Source organism: Paraburkholderia panacisoli (assembly GCF_008369935.1).
Lineage (GTDB): Bacteria > Pseudomonadota > Gammaproteobacteria > Burkholderiales > Burkholderiaceae > Paraburkholderia > Paraburkholderia panacisoli.
In genome coordinates this window covers 137,775-161,663 of record NZ_VTUZ01000013.1, presented here as the reverse complement: position 1 = coordinate 161,663, position 23,889 = coordinate 137,775, and the positions used below count along the sequence as shown (strand labels likewise).

General features: G+C 60.4%; 20 protein-coding genes and 3 pseudogenes. 8 read left to right on the top strand and 15 right to left on the bottom strand.

Going from position 1 to position 23,889, the window contains the following annotated elements:
- Positions 1-296 precede the first annotated feature (296 nt).
- Together FVF58_RS20950 and FVF58_RS20945 are read left to right on the top strand one after the other, a co-directional pair.
- Positions 297-1,391, top strand: a complete 1,095-nt coding sequence (locus FVF58_RS20950) for a GNAT family N-acetyltransferase (RefSeq protein WP_149671766.1) — start codon at positions 297-299, stop codon at positions 1,389-1,391.
- A gap of 231 nt (positions 1,392-1,622) precedes the next feature.
- Positions 1,623-1,796 (top strand): annotated as a pseudogene (locus FVF58_RS20945) (IS6 family transposase); the annotation flags it as partial.
- A gap of 190 nt (positions 1,797-1,986) precedes the next feature.
- Here FVF58_RS20945 and FVF58_RS20940 read toward each other — a convergent pair.
- Positions 1,987-2,838 carry an aldo/keto reductase gene (locus tag FVF58_RS20940; RefSeq protein ID WP_149671830.1) on the bottom strand — a complete coding sequence of 284 codons (852 nt, stop codon included), beginning with the start codon at positions 2,836-2,838 and terminating at the stop codon, positions 1,987-1,989.
- Between the two features lie 44 nt (positions 2,839-2,882).
- A complete protein-coding gene (locus tag FVF58_RS20935) occupies positions 2,883-3,251 on the bottom strand; it encodes an NADPH-dependent FMN reductase family protein (protein WP_149671765.1) in 369 nt (122 codons plus the stop codon).
- 167 nt (positions 3,252-3,418) lie between these two features.
- On the opposite strand from FVF58_RS20935, the gene FVF58_RS20930 reads away from it, so the two are divergent.
- The 3 genes from FVF58_RS20930 to FVF58_RS20920 all read left to right on the top strand — a co-directional run bounded on the left by FVF58_RS20930 (position 3,419) and on the right by FVF58_RS20920 (position 6,932).
- Entirely contained in the window at positions 3,419-4,345 is a 927-nt protein-coding gene (locus FVF58_RS20930; protein ID WP_149671764.1) for a LysR family transcriptional regulator, read from the top strand.
- Positions 4,346-4,891: 546 nt separating this feature from the next.
- The gene (locus FVF58_RS20925) at positions 4,892-5,707 is read left to right on the top strand and encodes a creatininase family protein (RefSeq protein ID WP_149671763.1); all 816 of its coding nucleotides are present in this window, start codon (positions 4,892-4,894) and stop codon (positions 5,705-5,707) included.
- 58 nt (positions 5,708-5,765) lie between these two features.
- A complete protein-coding gene (locus FVF58_RS20920) occupies positions 5,766-6,932 on the top strand; it encodes a YncE family protein (protein WP_149671829.1) in 1,167 nt (388 codons plus the stop codon).
- A gap of 314 nt (positions 6,933-7,246) precedes the next feature.
- On the opposite strand, the gene FVF58_RS20915 is transcribed toward FVF58_RS20920, so the two are convergent.
- Positions 7,247-8,197 (bottom strand): LysR family transcriptional regulator, encoded by a 951-nt coding sequence (locus FVF58_RS20915; RefSeq protein WP_149671762.1) that lies wholly within the window; start codon positions 8,195-8,197, stop codon positions 7,247-7,249.
- A 100-nt stretch (positions 8,198-8,297) separates the two neighbouring features.
- Between FVF58_RS20915 and FVF58_RS20910 the strand changes: the two genes are divergently transcribed.
- Together FVF58_RS20910 and FVF58_RS20905 are read left to right on the top strand one after the other, a co-directional pair.
- Positions 8,298-9,719 carry an aldehyde dehydrogenase family protein gene (locus FVF58_RS20910; RefSeq protein ID WP_149671761.1) on the top strand — a complete coding sequence of 474 codons (1,422 nt, stop codon included), beginning with the start codon at positions 8,298-8,300 and terminating at the stop codon, positions 9,717-9,719.
- Between the two features lie 549 nt (positions 9,720-10,268).
- A pseudogene (locus FVF58_RS20905) lies at positions 10,269-10,874 on the top strand (DUF2242 domain-containing protein); the annotation flags it as partial.
- A 301-nt stretch (positions 10,875-11,175) separates the two neighbouring features.
- Here FVF58_RS20905 and FVF58_RS20900 read toward each other — a convergent pair.
- From FVF58_RS20900 to FVF58_RS20865, 8 genes are all read right to left on the bottom strand, one after another.
- Positions 11,176-12,648 (bottom strand): patatin-like phospholipase family protein, encoded by a 1,473-nt coding sequence (locus FVF58_RS20900; protein WP_223191165.1) that lies wholly within the window; start codon positions 12,646-12,648, stop codon positions 11,176-11,178.
- 362 nt (positions 12,649-13,010) lie between these two features.
- Complete coding sequence (locus FVF58_RS20895) at positions 13,011-14,420, bottom strand: DUF2252 domain-containing protein (protein WP_149671758.1); 1,410 nt, start codon at positions 14,418-14,420, stop codon at positions 13,011-13,013.
- Between the two features lie 364 nt (positions 14,421-14,784).
- A complete protein-coding gene (locus FVF58_RS20890; protein ID WP_149671757.1) occupies positions 14,785-15,141 on the bottom strand; it encodes a BON domain-containing protein in 357 nt (118 codons plus the stop codon).
- A gap of 383 nt (positions 15,142-15,524) precedes the next feature.
- A complete protein-coding gene (locus tag FVF58_RS20885; protein WP_149671828.1) occupies positions 15,525-15,965 on the bottom strand; it encodes an SET domain-containing protein in 441 nt (146 codons plus the stop codon).
- A 223-nt stretch (positions 15,966-16,188) separates the two neighbouring features.
- Entirely contained in the window at positions 16,189-16,344 is a 156-nt protein-coding gene (locus FVF58_RS20880) for a hypothetical protein (protein ID WP_246217136.1), read from the bottom strand.
- 199 nt (positions 16,345-16,543) lie between these two features.
- Positions 16,544-16,822, bottom strand: a complete 279-nt coding sequence (locus FVF58_RS20875) for an HU family DNA-binding protein (RefSeq protein ID WP_149671756.1) — start codon at positions 16,820-16,822, stop codon at positions 16,544-16,546.
- 156 nt (positions 16,823-16,978) lie between these two features.
- Positions 16,979-17,458: an AcaB family transcriptional regulator gene (locus tag FVF58_RS54435; protein ID WP_149671755.1), complete on the bottom strand. Its 480-nt coding sequence runs from the start codon at positions 17,456-17,458 to the stop codon at positions 16,979-16,981.
- Positions 17,459-17,487: 29 nt separating this feature from the next.
- Positions 17,488-17,910 (bottom strand): hypothetical protein, encoded by a 423-nt coding sequence (locus FVF58_RS20865; RefSeq protein ID WP_149671754.1) that lies wholly within the window; start codon positions 17,908-17,910, stop codon positions 17,488-17,490.
- 308 nt (positions 17,911-18,218) lie between these two features.
- On the opposite strand from FVF58_RS20865, the gene FVF58_RS20860 reads away from it, so the two are divergent.
- Positions 18,219-19,892 (top strand): FAD-dependent oxidoreductase, encoded by a 1,674-nt coding sequence (locus FVF58_RS20860; RefSeq protein ID WP_149671753.1) that lies wholly within the window; start codon positions 18,219-18,221, stop codon positions 19,890-19,892.
- A gap of 200 nt (positions 19,893-20,092) precedes the next feature.
- On the opposite strand, the gene FVF58_RS20855 is transcribed toward FVF58_RS20860, so the two are convergent.
- From FVF58_RS20855 to FVF58_RS20840, 4 genes and pseudogenes are all read right to left on the bottom strand, one after another.
- Positions 20,093-21,622, bottom strand: a complete 1,530-nt coding sequence (locus FVF58_RS20855; RefSeq protein WP_149671752.1) for a CYTH and CHAD domain-containing protein — start codon at positions 21,620-21,622, stop codon at positions 20,093-20,095.
- Positions 21,623-21,913: 291 nt separating this feature from the next.
- Positions 21,914-22,060, bottom strand: a pseudogene (locus tag FVF58_RS52850) (sensor histidine kinase); the annotation flags it as partial.
- A 73-nt stretch (positions 22,061-22,133) separates the two neighbouring features.
- On the bottom strand, positions 22,134-22,613 hold the full coding sequence (locus FVF58_RS20845; RefSeq protein WP_149671751.1) for a VOC family protein: 480 nt from the start codon (positions 22,611-22,613) through the stop codon (positions 22,134-22,136).
- A 186-nt stretch (positions 22,614-22,799) separates the two neighbouring features.
- A complete protein-coding gene (locus FVF58_RS20840) occupies positions 22,800-23,837 on the bottom strand; it encodes a threonine aldolase family protein (RefSeq protein WP_149671750.1) in 1,038 nt (345 codons plus the stop codon).
- Between the last annotated feature and the right edge of the window lie 52 nt (positions 23,838-23,889).

Here is a 23,889-nt window from a genome sequence, read left to right as displayed (position 1 = left end):
GTTTGCGGTGAAGAGGTAATGTACGACAACATCAGCCTACGCCCTTTTCCGAGCATCATCGTAGTCCAACGGATCAAGCAAGCGAACCCGGAATGGGTGGGCGATAGTCCTTATGCAACACCCTTTGGCGGAGCGCACACGCCTTGTAGACGCATCAGATTTGAGACATTCTCGGGGCGCGTCAACCATGACATCAAATACGTCGGCCAGCGATTGGAGCAACGCTTTGTACCGTTGAACACCTGCTTGTCGAATACCGGTTCGCCTCACCTCTTTCGTGTACTGGAGACGGAAAGATGGGCAACGAGAGGATAATATCGCGCCACGCGCACGTCAGCCGCCAGCAGCAGTCCGACACGATAAACGAGGGGAAGGGCGTGCCTGTAAGATCGACGAAACCCGAACTCGCGTCAGGGTTGACTGAACGTTCGATTTTTCACGAACCGTGGTGGCTTGAAATCGCTACGAATGGCGCGTGGCGCGTGGTGGAGGTTAAGCATGGGAATACGGTTGTCGGCGAGATGCCTCACACGTTCACCCAAAAGGCACTGTGGCAAATCTCGACATTGCCCCCGCTTACCCGGACGTTAGGACCGGTAATCAGGCCACACCAGAGCGGGGCAGGCGAGCGGGAATGGAGTCAGCGTCTTGGCATCGCGCGCGACCTCATCGCACAACTCCCCAGATATGCACATTTTCATCAGATCATGGACCCTCGGGTCTCGGAAGCGGAAGCGCTGGCATTCCGCCTGGAAGGATTTAACGTAAAAGTCGCGTTCACTCTTATCTCGGATGGCTGGACGGACGAGGCAACGGCATTTGCAGCATTGCGAGGCACGGCGCGCACCGCTGTCCGCAGGGCGCAAGAATGCCTTACGGTCGGACCGATCGATTCTGTGAACGCATTTTTGGATTTCTACACCGCCAATCTCGCCGTCCGCAAGCTTGACAATAGGTACGAGAAAACAACGATGGGGCGCTTGCTTCATGAAGCGATGATTCGGAAAGCTTGCACCCTGCTTGGCGCTTTCGATTCGAAAGGTGCGCTGGTTGCCGGGACTGCTTTGCTATGGGATACGCAGAGAGCGTATTACTTCCTTTCTACACGACGTCAAGACGCGCACAGCGGCGCTGTCAGCTTCTTGATATGGTCAGCAATGCGTATAGCGGGTAAACGAGAACTTAGTCTCGACTTTGATGGTGTTTCAACGGCCGGCATCGTTAAATTTCTCGGGGGTTTTGGCGGCCGCCTTGTTCGGCGCTTCGAAGTTGAGCGGACAATGCCCCTCTATGCGGCTTTGCGCACGACCCTCCACGGTGCGAGGGCGGTCACCGCCGCTGCCAGACCCGCGCAGTGGCGCGGCGAGGCCCGTGAACCGCAACGTATCTGAGTTCGGCGAGCGTACCAGTGCACCCGTCACCTACTGGTTGCGGGCTTTTCCGCCACCTGAGTTTGCCTGGAAGCCGTTGTGGGTACGCGTTTCGCGAGTATCGGGCGAATTCGCTAGAATCCGGTTCCTTTGGCGGTCGAAATGACGCGAGGTCAGCAGCGGCACGGCAAGGGATTCCAGTGAAATTGAGCGATGCGCAGTTCGAAGAATTTGTCTTGCCCCATCTCACGCATGGGTGCCAAATCGCTCTATCACGGACATCGGTTCCCGGCGGCGGTTATCAGCCATGCAGTGCGCTGGCATTTTCGCTTTCAGCTCAGCCTTCGTGATATCGAAGAGCTGCTGTCCGAGCGCGGGGTGATTGTCAGTTACGAAACGACCCGGCGTTGGTGCGACAAGTTCGGCGCTAACGGCTAAAAACAGCCCTTCGTTCTGCCAACTCGAATGTCGGCTTTGCGCGCGTTCGCGATCGTTCGGCCCGTGTCTGCCAAAAGTTGCCTGCCGCCTGAGGGCGAACGAGTGCGAAGCATGCGCTCCGCCGCCTTGGGCTATGGGGCGCATGGCTGGCTTGTCGGACAGTCGCTCCGATTGCGCGTCAGAGGCCGAGTTTTCGTTCGCTCATCCACTTCACGATCGCCGGATCGCGATGTGAGAAGAAGCTGCTCTTACCCGTATCCAGCGTTGCGACGGCCTGCATGTCGCCCTCGGACATTTCGAAGTCGAAGACGGCCAGGTTTTCCAGCATCCGTTCCTTCCGCACGGACTTCGCGAGGGCAACGATGCCGCGCTGAACCAGCCATCTCAGCACGACTTGCCCCACGGTCTTGCCGTGGCGCTGCGCAATCGCTACCAGTTGCTCGTTCTCGAACAGGTTGTTCCGTCCTTCGGCGAAGGGAGCCCACGCCTGCGGCTGGACGCCAAGTTCACGCATAGACTCGACGCTCTCGGCCTGCTGGTGAAAGGGGTTGACCTCGATCTGGTTGACAGCTGGTGTGACGTCGTTGAAAGCCGTGATGTCCATGAGGCGATCCGGCTGGAAGTTGCTCAGTCCGATCGCTCGCAGCTTGCCAGCGCGATGCGCCTCCTCCATCGCTCGCCACGCGCCGTGAACGTCCGAGAACGGTTGATGGATCAGGAACAGATCGAGGTAATCAAGTCCCAGACGCTTCAGTGACTTGTCGATGGCCGCCTGAGCACGTGTATAGCCAGCATCCTCGACCCACAACTTGCTGGTAACGAAAAGCTGGTCACGCGGTACCCCGCAACGTCTGAGGCCACGACCGACGGCCTCCTCGTTCTTGTAGGACGCAGCGGTGTCGATCAGGCGGTAGCCCGCCTGCACCGCGTCCACGACGCAGCGTTCGCACTCCGCCTCGTCGGCGATCTGGAAGACGCCATAGCCGAGAATCGGCATCTTCATTCCATTGTTCAATGTCACGTCTTGCATGGTTGGTCCTTGGTATTGAAAGTTGATGGCGGGATGAGGTCTGCTCAGGACGCACCGGATACCTTGGTCAAGCCGGTCTCGTCGAGCCACTCGTTGACGAGATTCATCGTCCCGCACTCCTGATCTGCCTCCACCGCGAATGGGCTTCGCATCTTTGCCCGCGGCGCGCGTCTGGCGAGCATGGACAGGCTGTTGCCGAGGCCGTACCCGCCATGTGTTACGAAGGGCCTAGACGTCTTGTCCGCGAAATCTTGAGGCGCCAAGGTCAGTACGACCTGCGTATCGAAGAACGTCTCGCCGCGATCGACGCGGCATGAATCAGCCCTGCGGCCGCGATTCGATCGGTGGCTGGCGTAACCGCGGCTCAGCCACATGCACCCGAGGCAAAGCGCCAAAACCTCCAGTCCCGTCATGATGCGTTCCTTGCAGTCGACGACGCGGGGAGTGGCTCGGTGTCCGTTACTTTAGGAGTTACCGTTTCAAGTGACTAGTAGAATTCGCCTTGCACCAGTATCAAGCTGAGCTTGATACTGAGGGCCCGCGCGACCGTTCCGTTCACGCTTCATCAGAAGAATTGATCATGCCCATCAACGACTTCAAGGCCATCGCGACGTTCGCCAAAGCCGTGGAACTCGGAAGCATCCGACAGGCGGCCCTGGCCCAGGGCGTCACGCCCCAAGCTGCCAGTCAGACCATCGCACAGTTGGAAAAGCATCTTGGAGTCCGCCTGTTGCATCGGACGACGCGCAGCCTCGCCCTTACCGAGGAGGGCCGAAGGTTCCTGGAGAGCACGCAGCCAGCCCTGGCGGCATTGGACAGGGCTCTGACGTTGGCGCGGGAGTCCAAGGATGAGATTGCGGGGCCGCTGCGCATCGTTGGGCCAAAATCGTCGTTCGCCGCTATCCTCATGCCACTGCTCAACGAGTTCTGTCGCGAGCACCCTGGTATCCAGCCGGACGTCCAGCTCGATGACGGTATCGGCAACTGGGTGCTGGATCGCGTCGATGTCGGCTTCAGAATCGGGACGTCGCCTGGCGAGGGCGTGATCGGTAGGCAGCTCTTCCCGATCCAGATGATCGTGTGCGCGGCGCCTGGCTATCTGAAGGCACACGGAACGCCGTCGACACTCGAAGATTTGACGGCCCACCGATGCTCCGTGTTTCGGCATTCGGTCACTGGCAAGGTAGCGCCTTGGTACTTGACCGTCAATGGCAAGCTCGAACATCGGCAAATGTCCCCTGCGTTCGCGACGAACGACGCGGAGCTAGAAGTGCAAGCCGTGCTCTCGGGGCAAGTCATGGGGCAGCTCGCGAGTTTCTCAGCTGCATCCCATATCCGGGCGGGACGACTGGTGCCAGTTCTCCTGCAGCATATGAGCACGCACATCGGTTTGCATCTTTACTACGGAAGCCGCACTGCTCAGCCCAAGCGGGTACGAGCGTTCCTGGATCTCGCCTTCGCTCGTCTGCATGACTGCAGCGACTACGTGCTCGCTGCAAAGAGCTAGCGCCGTTTAAGCCGCGATCGAAGCCATCCGGCCGTTCGCGGTAGTGTGCGCGGCCTGACCAACACGGATCTCGCGCCCGTCAACCGGGCGACCGAAATCGGCCATCAGAAACCTGTCCGATAACCTGCAAGTACATTTCGGCCATACCCGAAACTCTGGTAACGGCAACGACGAGGCGGCTACCGGTCGCCATCCGGACATTTGCGCTCGGCAGCAGAGAGCGTCAGCTATCACATCGAGCGGATGCATACTTGCGAGCCAGCCCGGACGTCCAGAGCGCCAACGCCAGTCGCGCCCGTTGCCGAGGCCGGGCAGCGCCCGCGGCTTTCATCTGGACCGAGTGCAGCAGACCCCATGCGCGGCACGACGAATGGACGGTTCAACGATCACCCAACTGTGCATACGCGCGAAATCCAGGAGTGCGACGGTGTGTCTCAGCGCAGGGTGCGCTTCCAGGGAAACCGCGAGTGATGTGAGAATATTCAAGTCAAAAGGCGATAGCGGTCGCCACACCGTGCACAACAGTTTAGCCATCGAGGATCCGCGATGAAATTCACCTTGCCGCGAGCTGTCGCTACCGCCGTCGTCTGCGCTCTCACCCAGGCCGCGATGGCACAAGCACCCAGAACGGTGCAGCTGGAAGACATGACCTGGACCGAACTTCGTGATGCGATTCACGCGGGCAAGACCACGATCATCATCCCGATCGGCGGCACCGAGCAAAGTGGACCGTACGTTGCGCTCGGCAAGCACAACGCGCGCGTCAAGGTGCTATCCGAGCGCATCGCGGAAGGCCTTGGCAATGCCATCGTCGCGCCGGTCATCGCCTATGTGCCCGAGGGCAGCTATGCCCCGCCTACTTCGCACATGCGCTTCCCGGGCACGATCACCGTGCCCGACAACGTATTCGAAAAGACTCTTGAATCGGCAGCTAACAGTTTTAGGATTCATGGTTTCAGGAACATCGTCTTCCTCGCCGACCACGGAGGCTACCAGAACGACGTCCGGCTCGTGGTCGGGCAGCTGAACACGGCCTGGGCCGCCTCGGGCGCGCGGGCATTCGTGCCACCGGAGTATTACGGCACAAGTTCGGACGGCTACGCGCAAATCCTCCGTCAGCACGGCGTGCCGGACAGCCAGATCGGCACGCACGCCGGGCTCGCCGATACGTCGCTTCTCCTCGCCGTCGCGCCGCAGATGGTCAGGCTCGACAGCCTGCGCAGCGCGCCTCAACCCGGCCCCGCAGACGGCGTCTATGGCGGCGACCCGCGGCACTCGACCGGCGAGCTCGGCAAACTTGGCGCCGACGCGATCGTATCGCGCACCATCGACGCTATCCGGAAGGAAACCTCCGGCCGCTGAAATCCAGCGTATGGTAGTCGTCAACCGCCATCGCATCTATTCAATAAGGTACGTCGTCATGCAATTGCGTTCTCGGCGTTTCTCACACGTTGTAGCCGCCGCAGCGGCGACATTGGCCACCTATTGCGCCAGCGCCTTGGCGGCCGGGACCGTGGCCACCGTGCCGGGCATGCCGCCGGTCGTCATTCCTGACAACCTGTACAGCGAATCGGCGGCTGGTCACATGAGTCCCTTGGTGGCAGGCGCGCTTTCCCGCGTCTATGTGCCAAACCTGCGCTCGAACGACGTCTATGTGATTGATCCGGCCACCAGCAAGGTCATCGATAAATTTCCGGTGGGCCGCAGTCCGCAGCACGTCGTGCCGTCGTGGGACCTGCAAACGCTGTGGGTCGCCAACAATGCCGAAGGCCGCACCGATGGCAGCCTCACGCCGATCGATCCGAAAACGGGCAGGCCCGGTAAGGAGATGATGGTCGACGATCCGTACAACATGTACTTCTCGCCCGACGGCAAGGAAGCGATTGTGGTGGCAGAAGCGCATGCGCGGCTTGACTTTCGCGACCCCCACACGATGACGCTGAAATCGAGGTTGGAGGTACCGCAGTGCAAGGGCATCAACCACGCCGACTTCTCCATCGACGGCAAATACGCGCTTTTCACCTGTGAATTCAGTAGCAAGCTCGCCAAAATCGATCTTGTCGAACACAAGGTAATGGGCTATCTCGAGCTCGGGAAGAAAGGCATGCCGCAAGACATCCGCGTGTCGCCCGACGGCAAGGTGTTCTTTGTCGCCGATATGATGGCCGACGGAGTGCACCTCGTCGACGGCGACGGCCTCACAGTAATCGGCTTCGTCAAGACTGGCGTCGGTACTCACGGGCTGTATCCGAGCCGCGACGGCACAAAACTCTTTGTCGCCAACCGCGGTTCCAATCATGTTCACGGGCCGCGCCACGGCAAGGGCAGCGTGTCGGTGATCGACTTCGCGACTCATCAGGTAATTGCGACCTGGGCGATTCCTGGCGGAGGCAGTCCCGACATGGGCAATGTCAGCGCGGACGGCAAGACGCTGTGGCTGTCGGGCCGCTTCGACGACGTCGTTTATGCGATCGACACGACGACCGGTGCCGTCAAATCAATTCCCGTCGGGATGGAGCCACACGGGCTGACGGTGTGGCCGCAGCCTGGCCGGTATTCGCTCGGCCACACTGGCAACATGCGTTAATCGCAACCCGGCGGCGGTTTGTTTGTTATCGGGCCACAATCAGCCTTTTGGGAAAGCGGGAGACCTGCCATTGGATTGGCAGCTTTATATCCGGAACCCGACAGACTGGCTCAGGGCGTGTTGCTGTCATTCAGGTGTCGGCAATGGTGAGGCGACTATAGTCAGCTTTTCTGCCATTCGGATCTCCACAACTGCGAATTTCGCGTTCTCTGTCAGCGGATGCGTACTCTCGACCCAGCCCGGACGCAGGGCCAAGCTTCACCTGATAGGCAGCTTCCAGGGTACATCGGTCATGCGTGCGTCGTCACGCGCCACTAGCGCCGTGCGCCGCGCACTTTTCCTTTTGGGGACACTCGCTCGCGGCGCGCCCGTCGCCCATCAGCGTGTTCGCGGATCATGTCGATCAGTGCGCGCAGTCCAGCTGGCACGTGGCGGCGGCCCGGATAGTACAGACAGAGGCCGTCGAGCGGCGGCGTCCAGTCTTCCAGCACGCGAACCAGCGTGCCCGCCTCCAGATCCGCAGCGACGGTCCACTCGGTCAGATACGTGAGACCGAGACCGGCGCGCGCCGCTGCCAGCATCAGGCCTGGCTCGTCCAGCGTCAGCGCACCCTTTCCGTCGATACGCACCGCTTCGCCGTGTCGTTCGAACTCCCACTGATAGATCGCGCCGCTTGGCATTCGCGTGCGGATGCAGTTGTGCGCGTTCAGGTCCGCGGGCGTGCGCGGCGGCTTGTGCTGCGCGAAGTACGTCGGACTGCCGACGACGGCAAAGCGTTGCCTGTCACCGAATGGCACCGCGATCATGTCCTGCGGCACAGTTTCGGCGAGACGGATGCCCGCATCGAATCCTTCGACGACGATATCGATCAGCCGTCCTTCGGTGACGATGTCGAGCTTCATTTCCGGATAGCGCTGCAGGAACGCGATAAACAGCGGCATCGCCTGCTTCGCCGCTCCCGCCGACGCATTGATGCGCAAGGTGCCCGACACCGTGTCGCGAAAGCTGCCGACCCGTTCGATCGCGACGCGGATCGTCGACAGCGCGGGCGCTATTGTGTCGACGAATTGCACACCGGCTTCCGACAACGATACGCTGCGCGTCGTGCGATTGAAAAGCCGCACACCGATGCGGGCTTCGAGCGCCGCCACCGCATGACTGAGCGCGGACGTCGAGACACCCAGGTCGGTCGCCGCCGCGCGAAAGCTGCGATGACGCGCGACGGCCAGCACCGCTTCCAGTTCTCCAAGCCCTGACGTTTTCATTGTCCCAAATCTCTCAACACGGCGTGCCAGATTGTACGGCTAGTCAACGCAATTGCGCCGGTCTATCGTGTGTCATTCACAACGCAATCCGGGAGCAGCAATGCAGATCATCGACAAGGTTTATATCGACGGCACATTCGTCACGCCGCACGGCCACGAGCTGTTTGACCTCTTCAATCCCGCGACCGAACAGGTGATCGGCCGCGTGCGCCTCGCCGATGCGCAGGATGCGCGCGAGGCGATTGCTGCAGCGAATCGCGCGTTTCCCGCGTTTTCGCGCACGGACAAGCGCGAGCGCATCGACATGCTGAAGCGGATGCATGAAGCCGTCGTTGCGAAAGAAGACGAGCTTTACGAAGCAATCGTCGAAGAATATGGCGCACCCGTGTCGCGTGGCCGGTGGATGGCTCAGCATGCGAGCAGTGTGCTGCTCGAAGCGGCGAAGGTGCTACAGGACTACGCGTTCACGCGCCGGGCGGGCACCGCTGAAGTCGTGATGCAGCCGCTCGGTGTCGCGGGCCTGATCACCCCGTGGAATAGCGACGCGGGTTTCATCTGTGGGAAGCTGGCCGCCGCGTTGGCCGCGGGCTGCACGGCCGTCATCAAACCGAGCGAAATAAGTGCGATCCAGACTCGCATCGTCACCGAAGCGTTGCACGAAGCGGGCTTGCCGGCGGGCGTATTCAACATCGTTACGGGACGCGGTGAAACGGTCGGCGCCCAGATCAGCTCACACCCCGATGTCGCGAAACTGTCGTTCACGGGCTCCACGGCAGTCGGCAAGACGATTCTGCGTGCCGGCGCCGATACGTTGAAACGTGTAACGCTCGAACTCGGTGGCAAGTCGCCGGTGGTCGTGCTCGACGATGCGGATTTCGACCACGTCGTGCCGCTTGCGATTCAGGCCGGTTTCATGAACAGCGGCCAGGCATGCATCGCGGGCACGCGCATTCTCGTGCCCAGGCAACGGCTCGCGGAGTTCGAGGCGCGCGTGCGGGAGGAAGTCGCGCGAACACAGGCGGGCGATCCGCGCGATCCTCAAACGACCGTCGGCCCGATGGTCAGCAAGAAGCAGTGGGAGCGCGTGCAGCGCTATATCCGCATCGGCATCGAAGAAGGAGCGCGTTTGATCGCAGGGGGCGAAGGGCGGCCGGATGGCGTCGACGCAGGATGGTTTGTGCGTCCCACTGTCTTCAGCGACGTGACGAACGACATGACGATCGCGCGCGAAGAGATTTTCGGCCCGGTCCTGTCGATCATCACGTATCGCGATACTGACGATGCCATCGCCATCGCCAACGATACGAACTACGGCCTGCAGGCGTACGTGTTCTCGGCGGATGAGAAGCGTGCGCGCGAGGTCGCGTCGCGAATCGAAGCGGGACGCGTACTCGTCAATACGCTCGCACACGAACCGGCCGCGCCGTTCGGCGGCTTCAAGCAATCGGGTATTGGCCGCGAGTATGGCTCGTTTGGGCTGGAGGCGTTTCTCGAGCCGAAGGCCGTGATTGCGGCATTGTGATTGCGTAGCACAAGCGTTCGTTGGCGCGCCCCACAGAGTTGATCAAGCGGGAACGCCAGCCTTAGGACTGCGTGCTCCGGAAAATCGGAAGCGCTTCGCGCAGTTCTACGGCCGACGCCGTGACATCCGTGGTCAGAGCGCGAAGGTCCGTTGTCTGGGGCGAATTTGACGTTGGAATGGCTCTGCGCAAGCACGCGCCAATGTCCATAGATGGCCGGTCACTGCCTGATGGCGACAGACAGAAACCGGCTGATAACCGCCCTCGTCGTTTGATCAGTTGCTTCGGACGGTTTCGCACGACAAACTGGTTAAGCTCGACTGCATTCAGCATGTGGATTCCGGTCTCTTCTGTCAGGCGCTCGGACAGGACCTGTGCTCACGACAACGTCGAAGGTTGTTGTAGGGAAAGAAAATTATAATAGGCGCGCCTCGTTCACTTTCGGATCGCCCGCATGATGTGTCCCTCTCATGCCGGGCAAGAGCATTGGGCGTCCTGACCTTCTGGGATCGGACCCTTCACCGCTCGAACCGATCAACCCCTAAACAGCCATGCATACTCAGTTCCGCTTTTCCTCCGCGGCTTTCGTGCTTGCGCTTGCGAGCGCACTGTCTGCGTGCTCGACGCCGAAGCCGCTTTACCAGCAAGAACAGTTCGACGCAGGCGACAGCCCCTATACGCACAAGTTCGCCGCGAAGGCGGAGCCCGCTTGCGAAGCCGCCCGCCGTGCGTTGCTCAGCCAAGGATATATCGCCAGTTCGACGAGGTCTGATTCGGTCGATGGCTCGAAAAATTTCCAGCCTACCAGCGATTCGCACGCGGTGATCGAAATCCACGTGGTCTGCACAACCGACGACCCCAAAAGCAACAGCAGCACAGCGTACGTGAACGCGGTGCAGGATCGCTATGCGCTGAAGAAGAGCAACACGTCGGCGAGCGTCGGCCTGAGCGTGTTCGGATCGCTGTCGCTGCCGATTGGTTCGAGCGATGACTCGATGGTGAAGGTTGCGAGCGAGACGATTCCCGCCGGCGTTTTCTATCAGCGTTTCTTCGCGCTAGTCGAGCATTACCTGAAGACCGACGCCGTCGAGCCGGCCTCCGTTGACGCCGCTGCGGTGCCGAAGGAGCCGCTGCCGTCGATGAACGACGTCGTGCCGGCGATTCGGGCAGCCCAGACAGGCAGTGATTCGGAGAAGGCGACGAGCACCAAGTAAGCGCCTCCGGAATCGTGCGTTCGAGCCGCGCTTGCTACAGGCTCGGACGGAAGCGGAACAATCTTTCAGGTGGCTTCGCAGAGCGCGCGGGCGACGTCCGTGAGAAGTGGGGCCAGAAACAAATGCATTCAAGTATGGAACGATCGACGCGCGCGTGCCTGTCGCGGTGACCGGCGAGGAAGCAGAAGCCCCGGCCCGATTGAATAGGTCGGCCACAAGCAGCGCAGGGGCGTTCCAGGGTGCGCTACTTCGCGGCGGGTACCGTTTCTTTCGCCCCGGTGCGCGGCGGGTCACTCACGATTTTGCCGCCGACGTCCTGCAGCAGCCGCTGGAACTCGGGCGACGCCATGATGATCTTCCCCGCAGCGGCGCGCAGGCGGTCGACGGCCTCGGCCGACAGGGAGAACGACGTGGGCTGCTCATTCAGGTAATCCAGTTCCGCCTGGTCCGTCAACTGGGAGAACGACACGTCGATGGCATAGATCGTCGTGTCCGGCGTGCGCAACGCCTTGGTGATGGCCGTATCCTTGTTGGCGGCAAATGCATGCGACTCGCGGATCCGGCGCATGGATTGCCACTGTGCCTGTTTGTCCCTCAACAGTTCAGTCGCCTCGTAGGAATAGTGGTCGATCGGAACGCCCGCCGCTTTCACCAGTATCTGCAGCGTGCCCGGCGGGGATTCCGACTTATCCCATGCTGTCTTCGGCGTGGACAGTGAATTGACGACGAAGACGATGATCCTGCGTATATGGTCCAGTGGCGTGGGCTGATCAATTGACTGCAGCGCTTCCATGATCTCGAGGGAATCCAGCACGCTTCGCATACCGAGGTTGTCTGAAACGCCACCGTCTACGACATGGATGTATGGCCGGTTGACGCCATCACCGAACTCCGCCTCCTCCTTCAAATGGCGGGTTGCGCGTGCGGCAGGTCGAGGAGGGTCGACTGAGTCGACAAACGGCTTGATCCAGGCGGGTGGCACGTAGCCGCAAGTGCCACCGTAATTGTTGAGCGTAATGGGCGAGAGCACCACCGGTACTGCCGACGACGCGGCCGCGGCACGGGAAAGACGTATCCCATTCAGATCCGAGCAGAGCACGTCGAAGGTGGCCTGCGTAAAAGGCAGACGGGCGCCGGTGGAAATGTCAGTGGCCGATGCGATGATGAGCGGGCCTTTCCCACGATCAAGATCGCCAAACGTCGCGCCGTTGAAGAGGATCTCGTCGTATAGATCGGCCGCCAGTTCCGAACGACCCCAGCCGCTTGACCACAGTGACGGCCAGTAAGTCGGGTTTAAAGTGCGTGAAGTGATCTCCCCCTGCACGTCGCGTTTGAGAAAGCGCTGTTCATAGTCGTCGAAGAGTTTGTCTCCGTAGAGGCCGTAGGCGAGCGCCGTAAAGCTGCCGCCCGACACGCCGGTGATCACGCCGACATAGTCAAGCAGGCGTGACTGGTTGCCTTTCGGTCCAACGACTTCGGTATTCCGCAGGAACTCAAGGACGCCGTACGAGAACGCGGCAGCACGTGTGCCACCGCCCGAAAAGGCAAGGATCACCAGATTTTCGTTGGCCGTTGAATACTGCGGGCGCGTGACAAATCGATAGCCGGCATTCGGATCGGCGTGGGTAATTGGCGGGTTGATGGGACGGCTGGCGCAGCCGCCGAGCAGGAGCAACAACGCAAGTACTAGCCACGGTGACGTCGGCAATCGAATCACGGGTCCTCCGGATCGCTTCATACAGCTCTCACTTCTTATCGATTCCCCGGCCCTGCAGAGTCGTCATGCGCCGGCAAGCACGCTCGTTAGAGTCAACAGGAGCAGACGGGGCCAACTCCATCGCGCCTGTCGTCACTGTCCCTAGTCGCCGCGCGCTGAAAGTTGCGAATGTACCGCTGCCTCCCAACGCAAAAAAACCTGATCGATCTGCGACAGGGTCTGTCTACGCGTCAATTACGGTGGCCGGCGTTGCCTCACGCATGACTATGGAAAGGCATTGAGACGGCTGCAGTCGGAGCTCGTCAAGGCTGGCGCGACAGGTCGTGCGCAAGGGCCTGGTCGCGCTCGAGTGGTCCAGGACGCTATTCCTCAACGAGAGCTTCCAGCCTTCCAGTGCTTACCGCCTTCGCCAGCGCCGCGTGGTCACGCTCCGTCTGATCTGCATAAGCGAGGGCAAACGTGCCTATGGCCTCGTCAAAGGCATCGCCCCTTCCCAGATAGCCACTGATGCTCGTGGCATCCCCGGATTTGGCGTGGGCGCGGGCCAGGGTCCATCCGCAGAGCCCGGCATAGCGTTTGAGCCGCGCAGGGCTGACTCCCTCGGCGGGAGCAGACATCTTCATGTCCCGCAACTGGCGCACAAAAAAGTCATAGCCTCGTTGTCCTCGCAACCATCCTAAAAAAATGTCGCTGGAAGACTGCATCAACCGTTGCCCCATGACGACACGCTGCCCCTGATTGTCGTAGTGACTCTTTCCCGCATAGGGTTCGAGGACCGACCGGCGCTCCTCCTTGAACTGGAGAATCAGGGGATGGTCTTCCTCATCAAAAAACAACCCGATGAAGCAACGGGTGCCGACGCTGCCAATGCCCACGACCTTCACGGCGAAGTCCTCAAGGTGGTAGCGATCCAGGAGGACACGCCGCTCATCGGACAGCGACTGCCGATAGTCGGCTAGCGCCTCACGCACCCGTTCCTCGAAGCCCGGGTCACTGACGTGGAAGAGCAGCGGTGGTTGATCGACCAGCCGACGTCGCCCAGCCACTTCGCCGGCAATTTTGGGAAAGAGGTTTTCAACAACACGTTGGCGGGCTTTGTCTGCCAATTGTTGGCGGGTCTTTCTGACCTTCTCATCGGGTGCCATCGCAATGAGGGTGTTCATATCCAGGCGGGTGTACCAGACTTCAAGGGGATTCATCCGGGAATAGTCCCGCAGGTGCTCCCGATATGCGCGCACGCACTCGAGGACGGCTTTCCGGGAATCTGCATCCGACACGTGGCTGTCGCGTCCGGAGACCGCAACACTGACGGCCAGCCGTTTGAGATCCCATTCCCAAGGTGCCGGCAGCGTTTCGTCAAAGTCATTCAGATCAAAGACCAGATTGCGCTCCGGGGTTGCAAACAGGCCAAAATTCAACAGGTGGCAGTCTCCACAGGCTTGCACCTCAAGACCAGTACTCGGGGTAGTCGCGAGATCGTAGGCCATGAGCGCCGCCGACCCGCGCAGGAATGTGAACGGACTGCGGAGCATACGGCCGTAGCGAATCGGGACAAGTTCCGGCAATCGATCCTGATTCGATTCTTCCAGGATCTCTATGGGATTCCGGCGCTGGGCCGATGGTATCCAGTCAGCGTGGCTGCTGCGCGGCACGCTATCGCGCAACGCCTGTCCGGCGACGAGACGCTCTGCGCGGGTGCGAAGAGCCGGGACCTCCGCGACGTTATTGACCTTGGCCTTCGCCTTCCCAGGCGCCTTCATCACGGTTTCCATGCTCACCTCCTCCTGACTGGCTCGCGCCGCGGACTCCACTTTTGCATGACGAATCGTCACGGTAGCCGAGATTGTGGGCGCGCACGCATCACGATCGGCCTTGGCGTGCCGTCCTGCTCTGGTGTTCGTGGTGTCAACTGCGGACTCGGTATGTAAGCAGTCGCTGGAAGGACCACCAGTCTGGGACGTGCAGTACGTCCGCTTTCAAGGAAGTCGAATGCTCCGTCTCGCCCCCTCGGTCATTAGCCTGAAGCTAGTGGCCGTCCGTGTACAACCCGATTCGGAAATCCTAGAGATTGCCTGCTGCCGGTGTGCTAAAGGGCAGTCGGTCAGCGCTCCCTGCGACGACTGCCTCCACGGAGTGTTACTGTCCCTCTTCTTTAAAGGTCAGCGCATTTTTCACGGACGTCACGCCGGGCACAGTCTTTGCGATTTCGGCCGCCTTGTCGATATGACTGGCGTCAGTGACGGATCCCGCGAGGGTCACTGCGCCGCCTTTTGCAATGATGTTGATTCTGGAAGTAGCGACACCGCCCTTCGAGAGGGCGCGAAGCACTTTTTTGCTTAGTGCGCGATTCGCCTGTCTGGTGGCTTTAGCACTTCCCTCGGCTGCCGGCGTTGTCGGTGCAGCGGCTGATTCGCTGGTCTGGGGCCACGCATTGATCGATGCGATCACGATTAATGCGCCGCTAGCAAACTTGAGTGTGTTGATGACCTTCATTTCTCGCTCCAGTTGCTAATAGGCCACGATAAATCCGACAGCGTTCGCGGGTCTGGCACGACACGGCCGTAAGGCGCGGTGGGTGGGGCTTGCTATCGCTTCTCGCCCGTATGAACGGACTTCGGCAGCGGTCCAGGTTACATCAGCGCGGGCCGCAGGCAGGCTATGGCTGTAGTAGCAGTCTGTTCCCATTTTTCTCGCGAAACTATGCGACCTTGGTCTGATAGAAATGATAGAAAAACGCAGGCATGGATCTAACTATCAGGCATTCCTGAGGATCGGGGGTGAGCGCGCAAGGGGCCAATTGCTATATTCGCCAAGCCCAATGGTGTGGCCGCTCCGATAGACAGCGACGTTTCCCTTCCCCTCCTGCGTCGCACCCATCACGCCGCGTTCGCCAGCATCGACCGGCGGCACCCTTTTGCAGCACACCGGCACGCGTATTGCGCCCGAACGTCCTCATCCAGAGGTCCGTCCGTCGCCAGCAGATATTCAATAAACAGTTCTTCACCGGGCTCGATTGGCCGGATGGTATGGATGAAAATCCGCCCGTCGTCCTCGATGGTCTCGCAGTTCGGTGCGCAGGCGTGATTCAGCCAGCGTGCACTGTTGCCGCCGCGGCTGCCGTCAATCACCGACCCATCGGACAGACCGAACAGGAAAGTATGGCCTTCGACGCCCTCGCGCTGGTGGCGGCGAACGGCATTGCGCCACGACATGATTTCACCCTTGTACTGAAGCACGCGCTCGCCCGCCGCGAGCGGTTTCATTGCGAACACGCCCCTGCCGTGAACTGACGATCGCCGGACAATCACGCGCCTCATGGTGTTTGCCTGATTGACATGCGCACCAGTATAAAAGAGGCGAGACGTCGCATCTACAGGGGTGTAATGCGGGAACCGTTCAGGCGTGGTTGCACAGCAAGCGGCGTGAAATCGGCCGCGCAGTCGGATTCGGCGGCGCCAAGGTTGCCGGCCGCGCGCCATGGAGGCCGGGACTAAAAGAGCTGGGCGCCGAGCTCGTGCAGGCTGCCCCATTTCACCGTGCTCACGAATGTCGGCCCACTGTGTCGAGCGATTCGATCATCGCGCGCTGCCCACGCGCTTCCGCGATGACGCGCACGATGCGGGTCTGGTAGCGCAGCAGCGCACCGATGGTCGGGCATGAGGTCTGCCGGCGTGTCCGGGATCGTTTGTTTTCCATGCGGATATCGGTGTAGACAGGTAGCAAAGCGCTGGCCGAGATACGACACGGCATCTCGCAGCAAATGCTACCAGGCCAGCCGACCTGAGTCCAGGCCGGCAGCCTGATTACTATGTTCCGACGCGACTGTCGCCCTACCGGTCGCGGCGACCCGGCCACGAGACCGCTGGCAGCGACGTCCGGCGGCTTGGCTGCGGTTTCAGGCCCCGTTCACTGCATCCTTGAACGCCTTGCCCGCCGTGAACTTGACTGTCTTTGCGGCCGCAATCTGGATCTCGGCGCCGGTCGCCGGATTGCGACCGACCCGCGCGGCACGCGCACCCGAGGAAAACGAGCCGAAGCCGATCAGCTGCACGGTATCGCCTTTCGTGACGGCTGCCGTGATGGCCCCGATCAGTGCGTCGAGCGTCTCGCCCGTGTCGACCTTGCTGCCGCCAGTCTTTGCTGCAACGGCGTCCACCAGTTCCTGCTTGTTCATCGTGTTCTACCCTTTTGTGGTTGCGAAGATGCCGTCACCCTACCCGATCGGTGGGCCAGTCCGACCAGCGTCGCATCACCAGATCGATTACCAGGCGCCCGCGCTGATCCCAGTCGTGCCCGATGCCCCGCCGATTGGCGTCGGTCGGGCGAACTTTCATGCATCGTGTAAAGCCGGTGCGGGCGAAGAGTGAAGCGGTACCGTGGTTTGTAGCTCCTCCACCACCGCAGGTTGAACCCAGTCGCGCCGGCCGACCGGGACCGCAGCAGATCGAGCGAACCGCCCCACTTTTCGCGATCTCGCTTTCCGATGAAATCCGCCGCTGGAGGTGATCAGGTCGCGCAATACCGCAGACTTGACAACCCGCACCAGGTAGTCGAGTTCGACCAGCAGTGTCGCGATCATGAAACCGTAGGGTGACGCAAAGCCGAGCACAAGACTGGCCGGCTCGCGCGATTGCAGGATCGAGTAATCGAGTCCCTTCGTTTCGCGATCGAGTGATGCGTTCCGGCACGCTTCGGCAAAACGTTCCAGCGCCGCGCAGGAACCCGTCACACTGTGAAACTGCTGCCGTCCAATGCATGCGTCAAGAAGCACGGCCATGCCGGCCTGCCGCGCTTTGTCGAGACCGTTCATATCACCGCCCTCCCCATGATTCAAAAAGCTCAGTCAGAAACGTGGGTGGCACCGTCGGGACGAGGCCGGGTTCGGTCGCACGCGCCATTTGGTCCGTGGGGTACATCGCCGACGTTCAGCACAGCAAAAAGCGTCGCTAGGGTGAAACGACCCGCACAGCGCTGGTGCAGCTCGACGTATCGTTCGCGCAGATCCAGTGGAACGCTCGGCAGGTCGCTCCAGATGTCAAATACCCGCGTGGCCTGATCGTCGCTCAGCATACATGGCTTGGTCGGCGGTGAGGCATCGAGATCGCGTCGCATGCGTTCGATCCGCGAGCGCGTGACGCCTCTGAACAGCGCCTGGATCATCATCATCGTCGTGCTGGCCTGAGAACCAACGAAATACTGCAGGAGTGCCTCTTCCCAGCACTGACGTTCAATCTGTTCACATGCGTGCGCGAGCGTATTCATCTCGAACCAACAATCGCCGGCGGACCTCCAGCGCTTTCGTCGCGCCGGCGCAGTATTAAAGGCCGGTTGTTCGGCTACCGGTGGCGATCGACCTCAGGTGGCCGCCCCGCGACTCTCGCCGCGAGCACAATGCACGCGGTCCATGCTCTCTCGCACACTTTACTGATCATGGAACTCAGGCGCACAATCTGTGCGGATATTGCGGGTCCGCAGTCTTTTCCAGTCTTGCTGATTGTCTCGCGGCGACGCGGTATCCGATAACAGGCTCACCCGGGTCGCAATGTGCGCCCAACCATTCGGAACGCCCCATGAGCGATAAATCTTCAGGCAGATTTGAAGAACTGATGTCAGGCGGCAGCCGTCACCATCAAATTTTCCCAAGGCTGGATGAAAGACAGGTTGCGCTATTGGAGCGATACGGCGAACGGCGCAAACTGAAAACGGGCGACGTGCTGTTCTCCGAAGGTGATCGGCACATTCCCATGTTCGCCATCGTCTCCGGGACAATCGAGGCGACAAGAGGCTCCGGAGACAGTCTCCATGTTCTGGGCGTGCACGGCGCCGGCAGCTTCACCGGCGAGGTCGGAACGCTTGCCGGCCGCGCTGCGGTGGCGAGCGCGCGCGCCACCTGCGACTGCGAAGTCATCGTCATCGACGAGGAATCGCTACGCGCGCTCGTCATCGCGGAAGCGGAGTTGAGTGAAACGATCATGCGGGCGTTTATCCTGCGGCGCGTTGCGTTCATCCAGGATCAGAACGGCGGTGTTCTGGTCATTGGCAGTTCGGCTTCTGCGGCCACGCTTGGATTGCGCCATTTTCTGAGCCGCAACGGTCAGCCTTCGGCCTACTTCGATATCGACGAGCATGAAGAAGCAAAGGCGCTCCTTGAACGTTATGGCGTGACGGAAGCTGACATACCGGTGCTCGTCACGTTACAGGGCGTCGTGCTAAAGCGTCCGACCAACCGCGCCGTGGCTGACGCGATTGGCCTGAGCCCCGACAGGTTGAATGGTGAGCGATTCGATGTGGTCGTGGTCGGCGCGGGACCGGCAGGTCTCGCGGCCGCAGTGTACGCGGCATCAGAAGGATTGCGGGCCGCGGTTCTCGACACCAAGGCCCCAGGCGGCCAGGCGGGGACGAGTTCGAAGATTGAAAACTACTTCGGATTTCCGACTGGTATCTCGGGACAAGCGCTTGCTGGCCGCGGCTTGTCTCAATGTCGTAAATTCGGCGCCGAAGTCGGTGTACCCATCGAAGTACTCGGCATCGAATGCCGCGACGCGCCGCCCTTTCACATCCGTCTTAGTTGCGACGAACACGTGTATGCCAGCGCTGTCGTCATCGCTACCGGCGCTCGCTATCGAAAGCCGTCGCTGGCCCGCCTTGAGCATTTTGAGGGACGCGGAGTCTACTACAGCGCAACGTTTATGGAAGCCGCGTTCTGCGCCAACGAAGAACTGATTATCGTCGGCGGCGGAAATTCAGCCGGCCAGGCAGCGGTTTTTCTCGCGGGATTTGCGCGCCACGTCCACATCGTGATTCGCGGCGACGCACTCAACGCGAGCATGTCGAACTATTTGATCAGGCGGATTGATGCGGCTGCGAACATCACCGTTCATCGACGGACACAGATCGTCGAGTTGAACGGCGAGTCACAACTCGAATCTGTCGAATGGGATCGACAAGGGCATATTGAACACAGGCCGGTCCGGCACGTCTTCCTGTTTCTTGGCGCACAGCCCAATACTGCGTGGCTCGGCGATTGCGTTGCGCTGGACACGAACGGCTTTGTGCTCACCGGTCCCGATGCAATCGACAAGTGGCCATCCGACCGCCCTCCTCATTCCCTGGAGACCAGCCGACCCGGCATCTTCGCAGTGGGTGACGTGCGCAGCGGCTCGGTAAAGAGGGTTGCAGCCGCAGTTGGAGAAGGTGCTGCCGCCATTCAGTCTCTTCATCAATATCTGGCTCTGAATGATTGACCCTTGACTGCAAGCGTCCATGCAAGATTGTTGAAGCCGCGGCGCGTCTCGATCTTGAGGACGATGCCGAGGGGGTCTGCCTGCAAACTGTCGAGGTGCTGCTCGAGCATCTCGACGTCCGCGTGTTTTGCCGCGAAAGCCAATGCGTCGAGATCGTCGGGTGTCAGTGCAGGGACTCCCAGTTGGCTATCCAGCTGACTTTATCCCGGCGGCGAAAGACGTCTGAACTTTTTCCACAGCTTCTTCAAGGTCTGGTGATCGGCAGCGACGCGTGAAGCGAGATAACCCCGCGCGAAGGCTGCTCCCGAGGCCGCGTCCGGTGATACTCGCGGCACCGACTTGAGAAGCTGGTCGGCGACCACCGCATCGTTGCGCCAACCCAGATCGTCCTGCAGCGCGGTCAGCGCATCGACGTAATGCCGGACGGCGCGCCTCGGACAAAGCGACGCGAAGAACTCGGTGGCATATCGGACTTTCTTCGCTGCAATGCGGGCACGGTGGCGTCGGTGATCGTCGAGCTCGGCAAGCCGCTTGCCGCGTTTGATCAATATCCTGTGTCGACGACGCAGGACATCCGCGGCGAACTGGCTGGCTGGCCTGTCAATGCTCCCGCGCTGTTTGTCGGACATTCCGTCTCGCCATCCCTGCCGATTCAACCATGTCACGAACTGGAGTACGAGCCGGGTATAGCGGGCCGACTCGACTGCGGCTGCCGCGAGCTGCCGATTGTTGGCGGCGATCTGCTCGCACACCTGACGTACCGGCAGGATTTCGTCCGGGCTTGCGCACGTCCCCGCACGTTCGAGCGTCGATCCGGCGAGTACTTCCCAATCACGCGCGGCACCAAGCTCCGATGCAATCCAGCGCAGTTCCTCGCCAAGACCGGCATAAGCGGGAATCTCGTCCGCAAACAGGTCGAGGGCCGAGCGCAGCCGACGAAGTCCCACGCGCATCTGATGGACACTAGACGGATCATGGCCGGACACGACGCCACGTTCGTTCGCGTGGACCTGATCCAGACAGTTGCGCGCGATACTGCAGAATGCGTCCTCGATCGAATCGCGCTTGTTCAACTGCACCGGCTGAGCCTTCACCGCGTCGCTGCGCTCTGCTACGAGCAGTTCGTAGCCGAGATCAGCTTTGCTCATATGATCGATGCGCAGGGGCACGGTTTCCAGGAGTTCGAGCGCTACTTCGTACAAATTCTCTGGTTGCCCATGTTTCAACTCCAGTTCCACCGCCACGATCGGGACCGAGCCCGAGTCCGCCTCGATGGTCCCCTCGTCGAGCGCCACTTCGAGTTCGTCTCCAGACGGCAACCGCAATGGAATAGCGGATCGATTGATCCGCGTGACGAATACGGGCTTGAGCCGGGCGGCGGTCGCCTCGTCACGAATCAGCTTGCCGCAATCGGTATCAGCGGAAATCTGGTCCAGCAGCAGCTTCAGATCGGGCGTGTCGCTATCGACGGGCATCTCGAACTCGTCCCTGTCGAACAGGCCCGTCCGTGCGGACCGTTCGAGCTTTAACGTCTGGAGGCGCTCGCCGCCGACGACACGCACGCGCAGCGAAGCCCCGCACCAGTGAAAGGCAAGTTCGGGCGTGTCGAAATAGGTGCTTGTCAGCAATTTGGGAGGATCCGTCGCGCTTTTCGATTGCGCAAGCAGAGGCGCGTGACGCAACTTCTCAAGATCTTCGATAGGAATTCGTAGCTTCAACTCTCGTTCCATACCGCCTCCCCTTGCGTGCTGGACTGTCAGGCTACACCCAAATCATCGGAATGCGCGTGGGGCGTGCGGCGCGCTGGCATGGGCGATGCCTGCCTCTCGATACCGGGCCTGGCGCTTAGTCGTCGTTGAAAACAGAACGTCACTGATATCTGACCGGCTCGCGCAGCGCAGCCGCCGTTCGAATGTCTGCGGGTCGATTGGGCCAGAGGCCGCAAGCGGGGGCTCAATTCGACCCCTCAGACACCATTTGAACTCAACCGATCGGCGGCGGCTCTCCGTTGCGAAGCACGGTCAACTCTCCGTACCAATTCCGTCGGCGCGCGGGAGTGACACTGAAAATGAGGTCTCTGTTTCGTCGGACCGCGCTTCGATTTCTCCGTGATGGGCTTTGGCGATCTCATTCGCAATGTACAAGTCCAGTCCAAGATTACCCGCTCTATCGTATTTGCTCTGAGTCAAGGCTTCGTAGCCAGCCACATCGACTGACGGGCCGAGCCGCTGCGTCGACGTGTCAATCAGCCGCTGCCGCTGCGCGCTCTATCGCGCTGATATCGATCTTCTTCATTTTCATCATCGCGTCCATCGCACGCCTTCCGGCATCACGGTCGGTCCCGTTGACGAACTCGAGCAGCCGCTTGGGCGTGATCTGCCACGAAAAGCCCCAACGGTCCTTGCACCAGCCGCAAGGCGCTTCCTCTCCGCCCTTGCCGATAATGGCGTTCCAATATCGGTCGGTCTCTTCCTGGCTATCCGTCTCGACCATGAAACTTACCGCCTCATTGGCCTTGAAATTGGGGCCGCCGTTCAGCCCTACGAAGCGCCGACCGAGCACGGTGAACTCGACCGTCAACTCCGGACCCTGGCCAATGCCGGGTATAGGGGATACATGACCTGCATCGACACGGCTGTCAGGAAACGTGGCGGCGTAAAACTCCGCCGCCTCACGCGCTCTACCTTGATCGAACCACAAGCATGTTACGAGCTCAGCCATCGCAATCTCCTTTCAGAAACGCGAGCCGCTATCCGCCTTCGAGGGCAGGCATCCTAACATTCACGCCATCCAGACAGTCGGCATTGACCCTCGATAATAGCCTGGCTGGAGAGTTTCGAAATACGTGAAAGTTCGAATCCCAAAACATCGGCGAAACAGGCAGAAAGGGCAACCGCCGGCGTGTCTTCAAAGTTGGGCGAGCCGAGCCAGAAAGGCGTCGACCTGGTGTTCTTGTGTGGCCCAGGACGTTACCAGGCGAATCACAGAATGCTCGTTATCCGATTTTCTCCAAACGTAGAAAGCAAAGAGTTGCTCCAATGCGGAAATGACCGAATCGGGCAATATTGGAAATACCTGATTCGTAGCCGTTTGCGCGTCGAGAGCGTAACCGCTGGACACGATCCCAGAGGCGAGCTTTGCCGCCATGGCATTGGCGTGCTTTGCATTTTCGAGGAAGAGATTCTTGACGCCAAATAACTCCTGAAACTGGATACCCAGTAGCCGCCCCTTGGCTAACATGCCGCCGCGTTGCTTTACATGAAAAGCAAAATCCTCCGTCAGCGCGGGATTACAAACAACAATTGCTTCACCCAAAAGCGCGCCTGCCTTGGTTCCACCGATCCAGAAAATGTCAACGAGGGAAGCAATATCGGCCAATGTCACGTCGCTCTTGCTTGACGCCAATGCCGCGCCCAACCGCGCGCCATCGAGAAATAGAATCAGGCCGCGTTGCTTTGCGAGCGCCGATATCTTCCGCAGTTCGTCAAGGGTGTAGACGGTGCCTATTTCGGTTGCATCCGACAGATAGATAAGGCGAGGCTTTGCCATGTGCGGAAAATGAGCATTGCTGGCAAGCGCGGCCTCGATATTGGCGGGCGTGAGCTTCCCGTCTACAGGGGGAACGACGATGAGTTTGTGGCCAGTCGCCTCAATCGCGCCGGCTTCCCTGACTACGATATGTCCCGAGCTCACTGCAATGACGGCTTCGTGCGGACGCAGGCAGCTAGCTATTGAAACGATGTTGGCCATGGTCCCGCTTGCAACGTAGTGGATCGCTCCGTCGAACGTGTTTCCCAAGTGGGCCTTGATCCGAGCGGTTGCCTCGGCAGAGTAGGAGTCTTCCCCATAGGCCGCCTGTTGGATGTAGTTGGACTCCGTCAGGGCGTGGAGAATGTCAGGATGGGCGCCTTCGCTGTAGTCGTCGAGAAAGCTGAAAGTAGTCATTCGGTAGTTCTGCCTTAGATGGAGACCGCCCAGGATGGGCACGAGGCCAAAA

Excerpts from the sequence above, each read along its gene's own strand:
- FVF58_RS20865 (WP_149671754.1), bottom strand. The coding sequence starts at position 17,910 with ATGAATACGCTCGCGCACGCATGTGAACAGATTGAACGTCAGTGCTGG.
- FVF58_RS20925 (WP_149671763.1), top strand. The coding sequence starts at position 4,892 with ATGAAATTCACCTTGCCGCGAGCTGTCGCTACCGCCGTCGTCTGCGCT.
- FVF58_RS20890 (WP_149671757.1), bottom strand. The coding sequence starts at position 15,141 with ATGAAGGTCATCAACACACTCAAGTTTGCTAGCGGCGCATTAATCGTG.
- FVF58_RS20840 (WP_149671750.1), bottom strand. The coding sequence starts at position 23,837 with ATGACTACTTTCAGCTTTCTCGACGACTACAGCGAAGGCGCCCATCCT.
- FVF58_RS20940 (WP_149671830.1), bottom strand. The coding sequence starts at position 2,838 with ATGCAAGACGTGACATTGAACAATGGAATGAAGATGCCGATTCTCGGC.
- FVF58_RS20845 (WP_149671751.1), bottom strand. The coding sequence starts at position 22,613 with ATGGCTGAGCTCGTAACATGCTTGTGGTTCGATCAAGGTAGAGCGCGT.
- FVF58_RS54435 (WP_149671755.1), bottom strand. The coding sequence starts at position 17,458 with ATGAACGGTCTCGACAAAGCGCGGCAGGCCGGCATGGCCGTGCTTCTT.
- FVF58_RS20915 (WP_149671762.1), bottom strand. The coding sequence starts at position 8,197 with ATGAAAACGTCAGGGCTTGGAGAACTGGAAGCGGTGCTGGCCGTCGCG.
- FVF58_RS20910 (WP_149671761.1), top strand. The coding sequence starts at position 8,298 with ATGCAGATCATCGACAAGGTTTATATCGACGGCACATTCGTCACGCCG.
- FVF58_RS20920 (WP_149671829.1), top strand. The coding sequence starts at position 5,766 with ATGCAATTGCGTTCTCGGCGTTTCTCACACGTTGTAGCCGCCGCAGCG.
- FVF58_RS20875 (WP_149671756.1), bottom strand. The coding sequence starts at position 16,822 with ATGAACAAGCAGGAACTGGTGGACGCCGTTGCAGCAAAGACTGGCGGC.
- FVF58_RS20885 (WP_149671828.1), bottom strand. The coding sequence starts at position 15,965 with ATGAGGCGCGTGATTGTCCGGCGATCGTCAGTTCACGGCAGGGGCGTG.
- FVF58_RS20855 (WP_149671752.1), bottom strand. The coding sequence starts at position 21,622 with ATGGAACGAGAGTTGAAGCTACGAATTCCTATCGAAGATCTTGAGAAG.
- FVF58_RS20930 (WP_149671764.1), top strand. The coding sequence starts at position 3,419 with ATGCCCATCAACGACTTCAAGGCCATCGCGACGTTCGCCAAAGCCGTG.
- FVF58_RS20950 (WP_149671766.1), top strand. The coding sequence starts at position 297 with ATGGGCAACGAGAGGATAATATCGCGCCACGCGCACGTCAGCCGCCAG.
- FVF58_RS20895 (WP_149671758.1), bottom strand. The coding sequence starts at position 14,420 with ATGGAAACCGTGATGAAGGCGCCTGGGAAGGCGAAGGCCAAGGTCAAT.
- FVF58_RS20860 (WP_149671753.1), top strand. The coding sequence starts at position 18,219 with ATGAGCGATAAATCTTCAGGCAGATTTGAAGAACTGATGTCAGGCGGC.
- FVF58_RS20880 (WP_246217136.1), bottom strand. The coding sequence starts at position 16,344 with ATGGAAAACAAACGATCCCGGACACGCCGGCAGACCTCATGCCCGACC.
- FVF58_RS20935 (WP_149671765.1), bottom strand. The coding sequence starts at position 3,251 with ATGACGGGACTGGAGGTTTTGGCGCTTTGCCTCGGGTGCATGTGGCTG.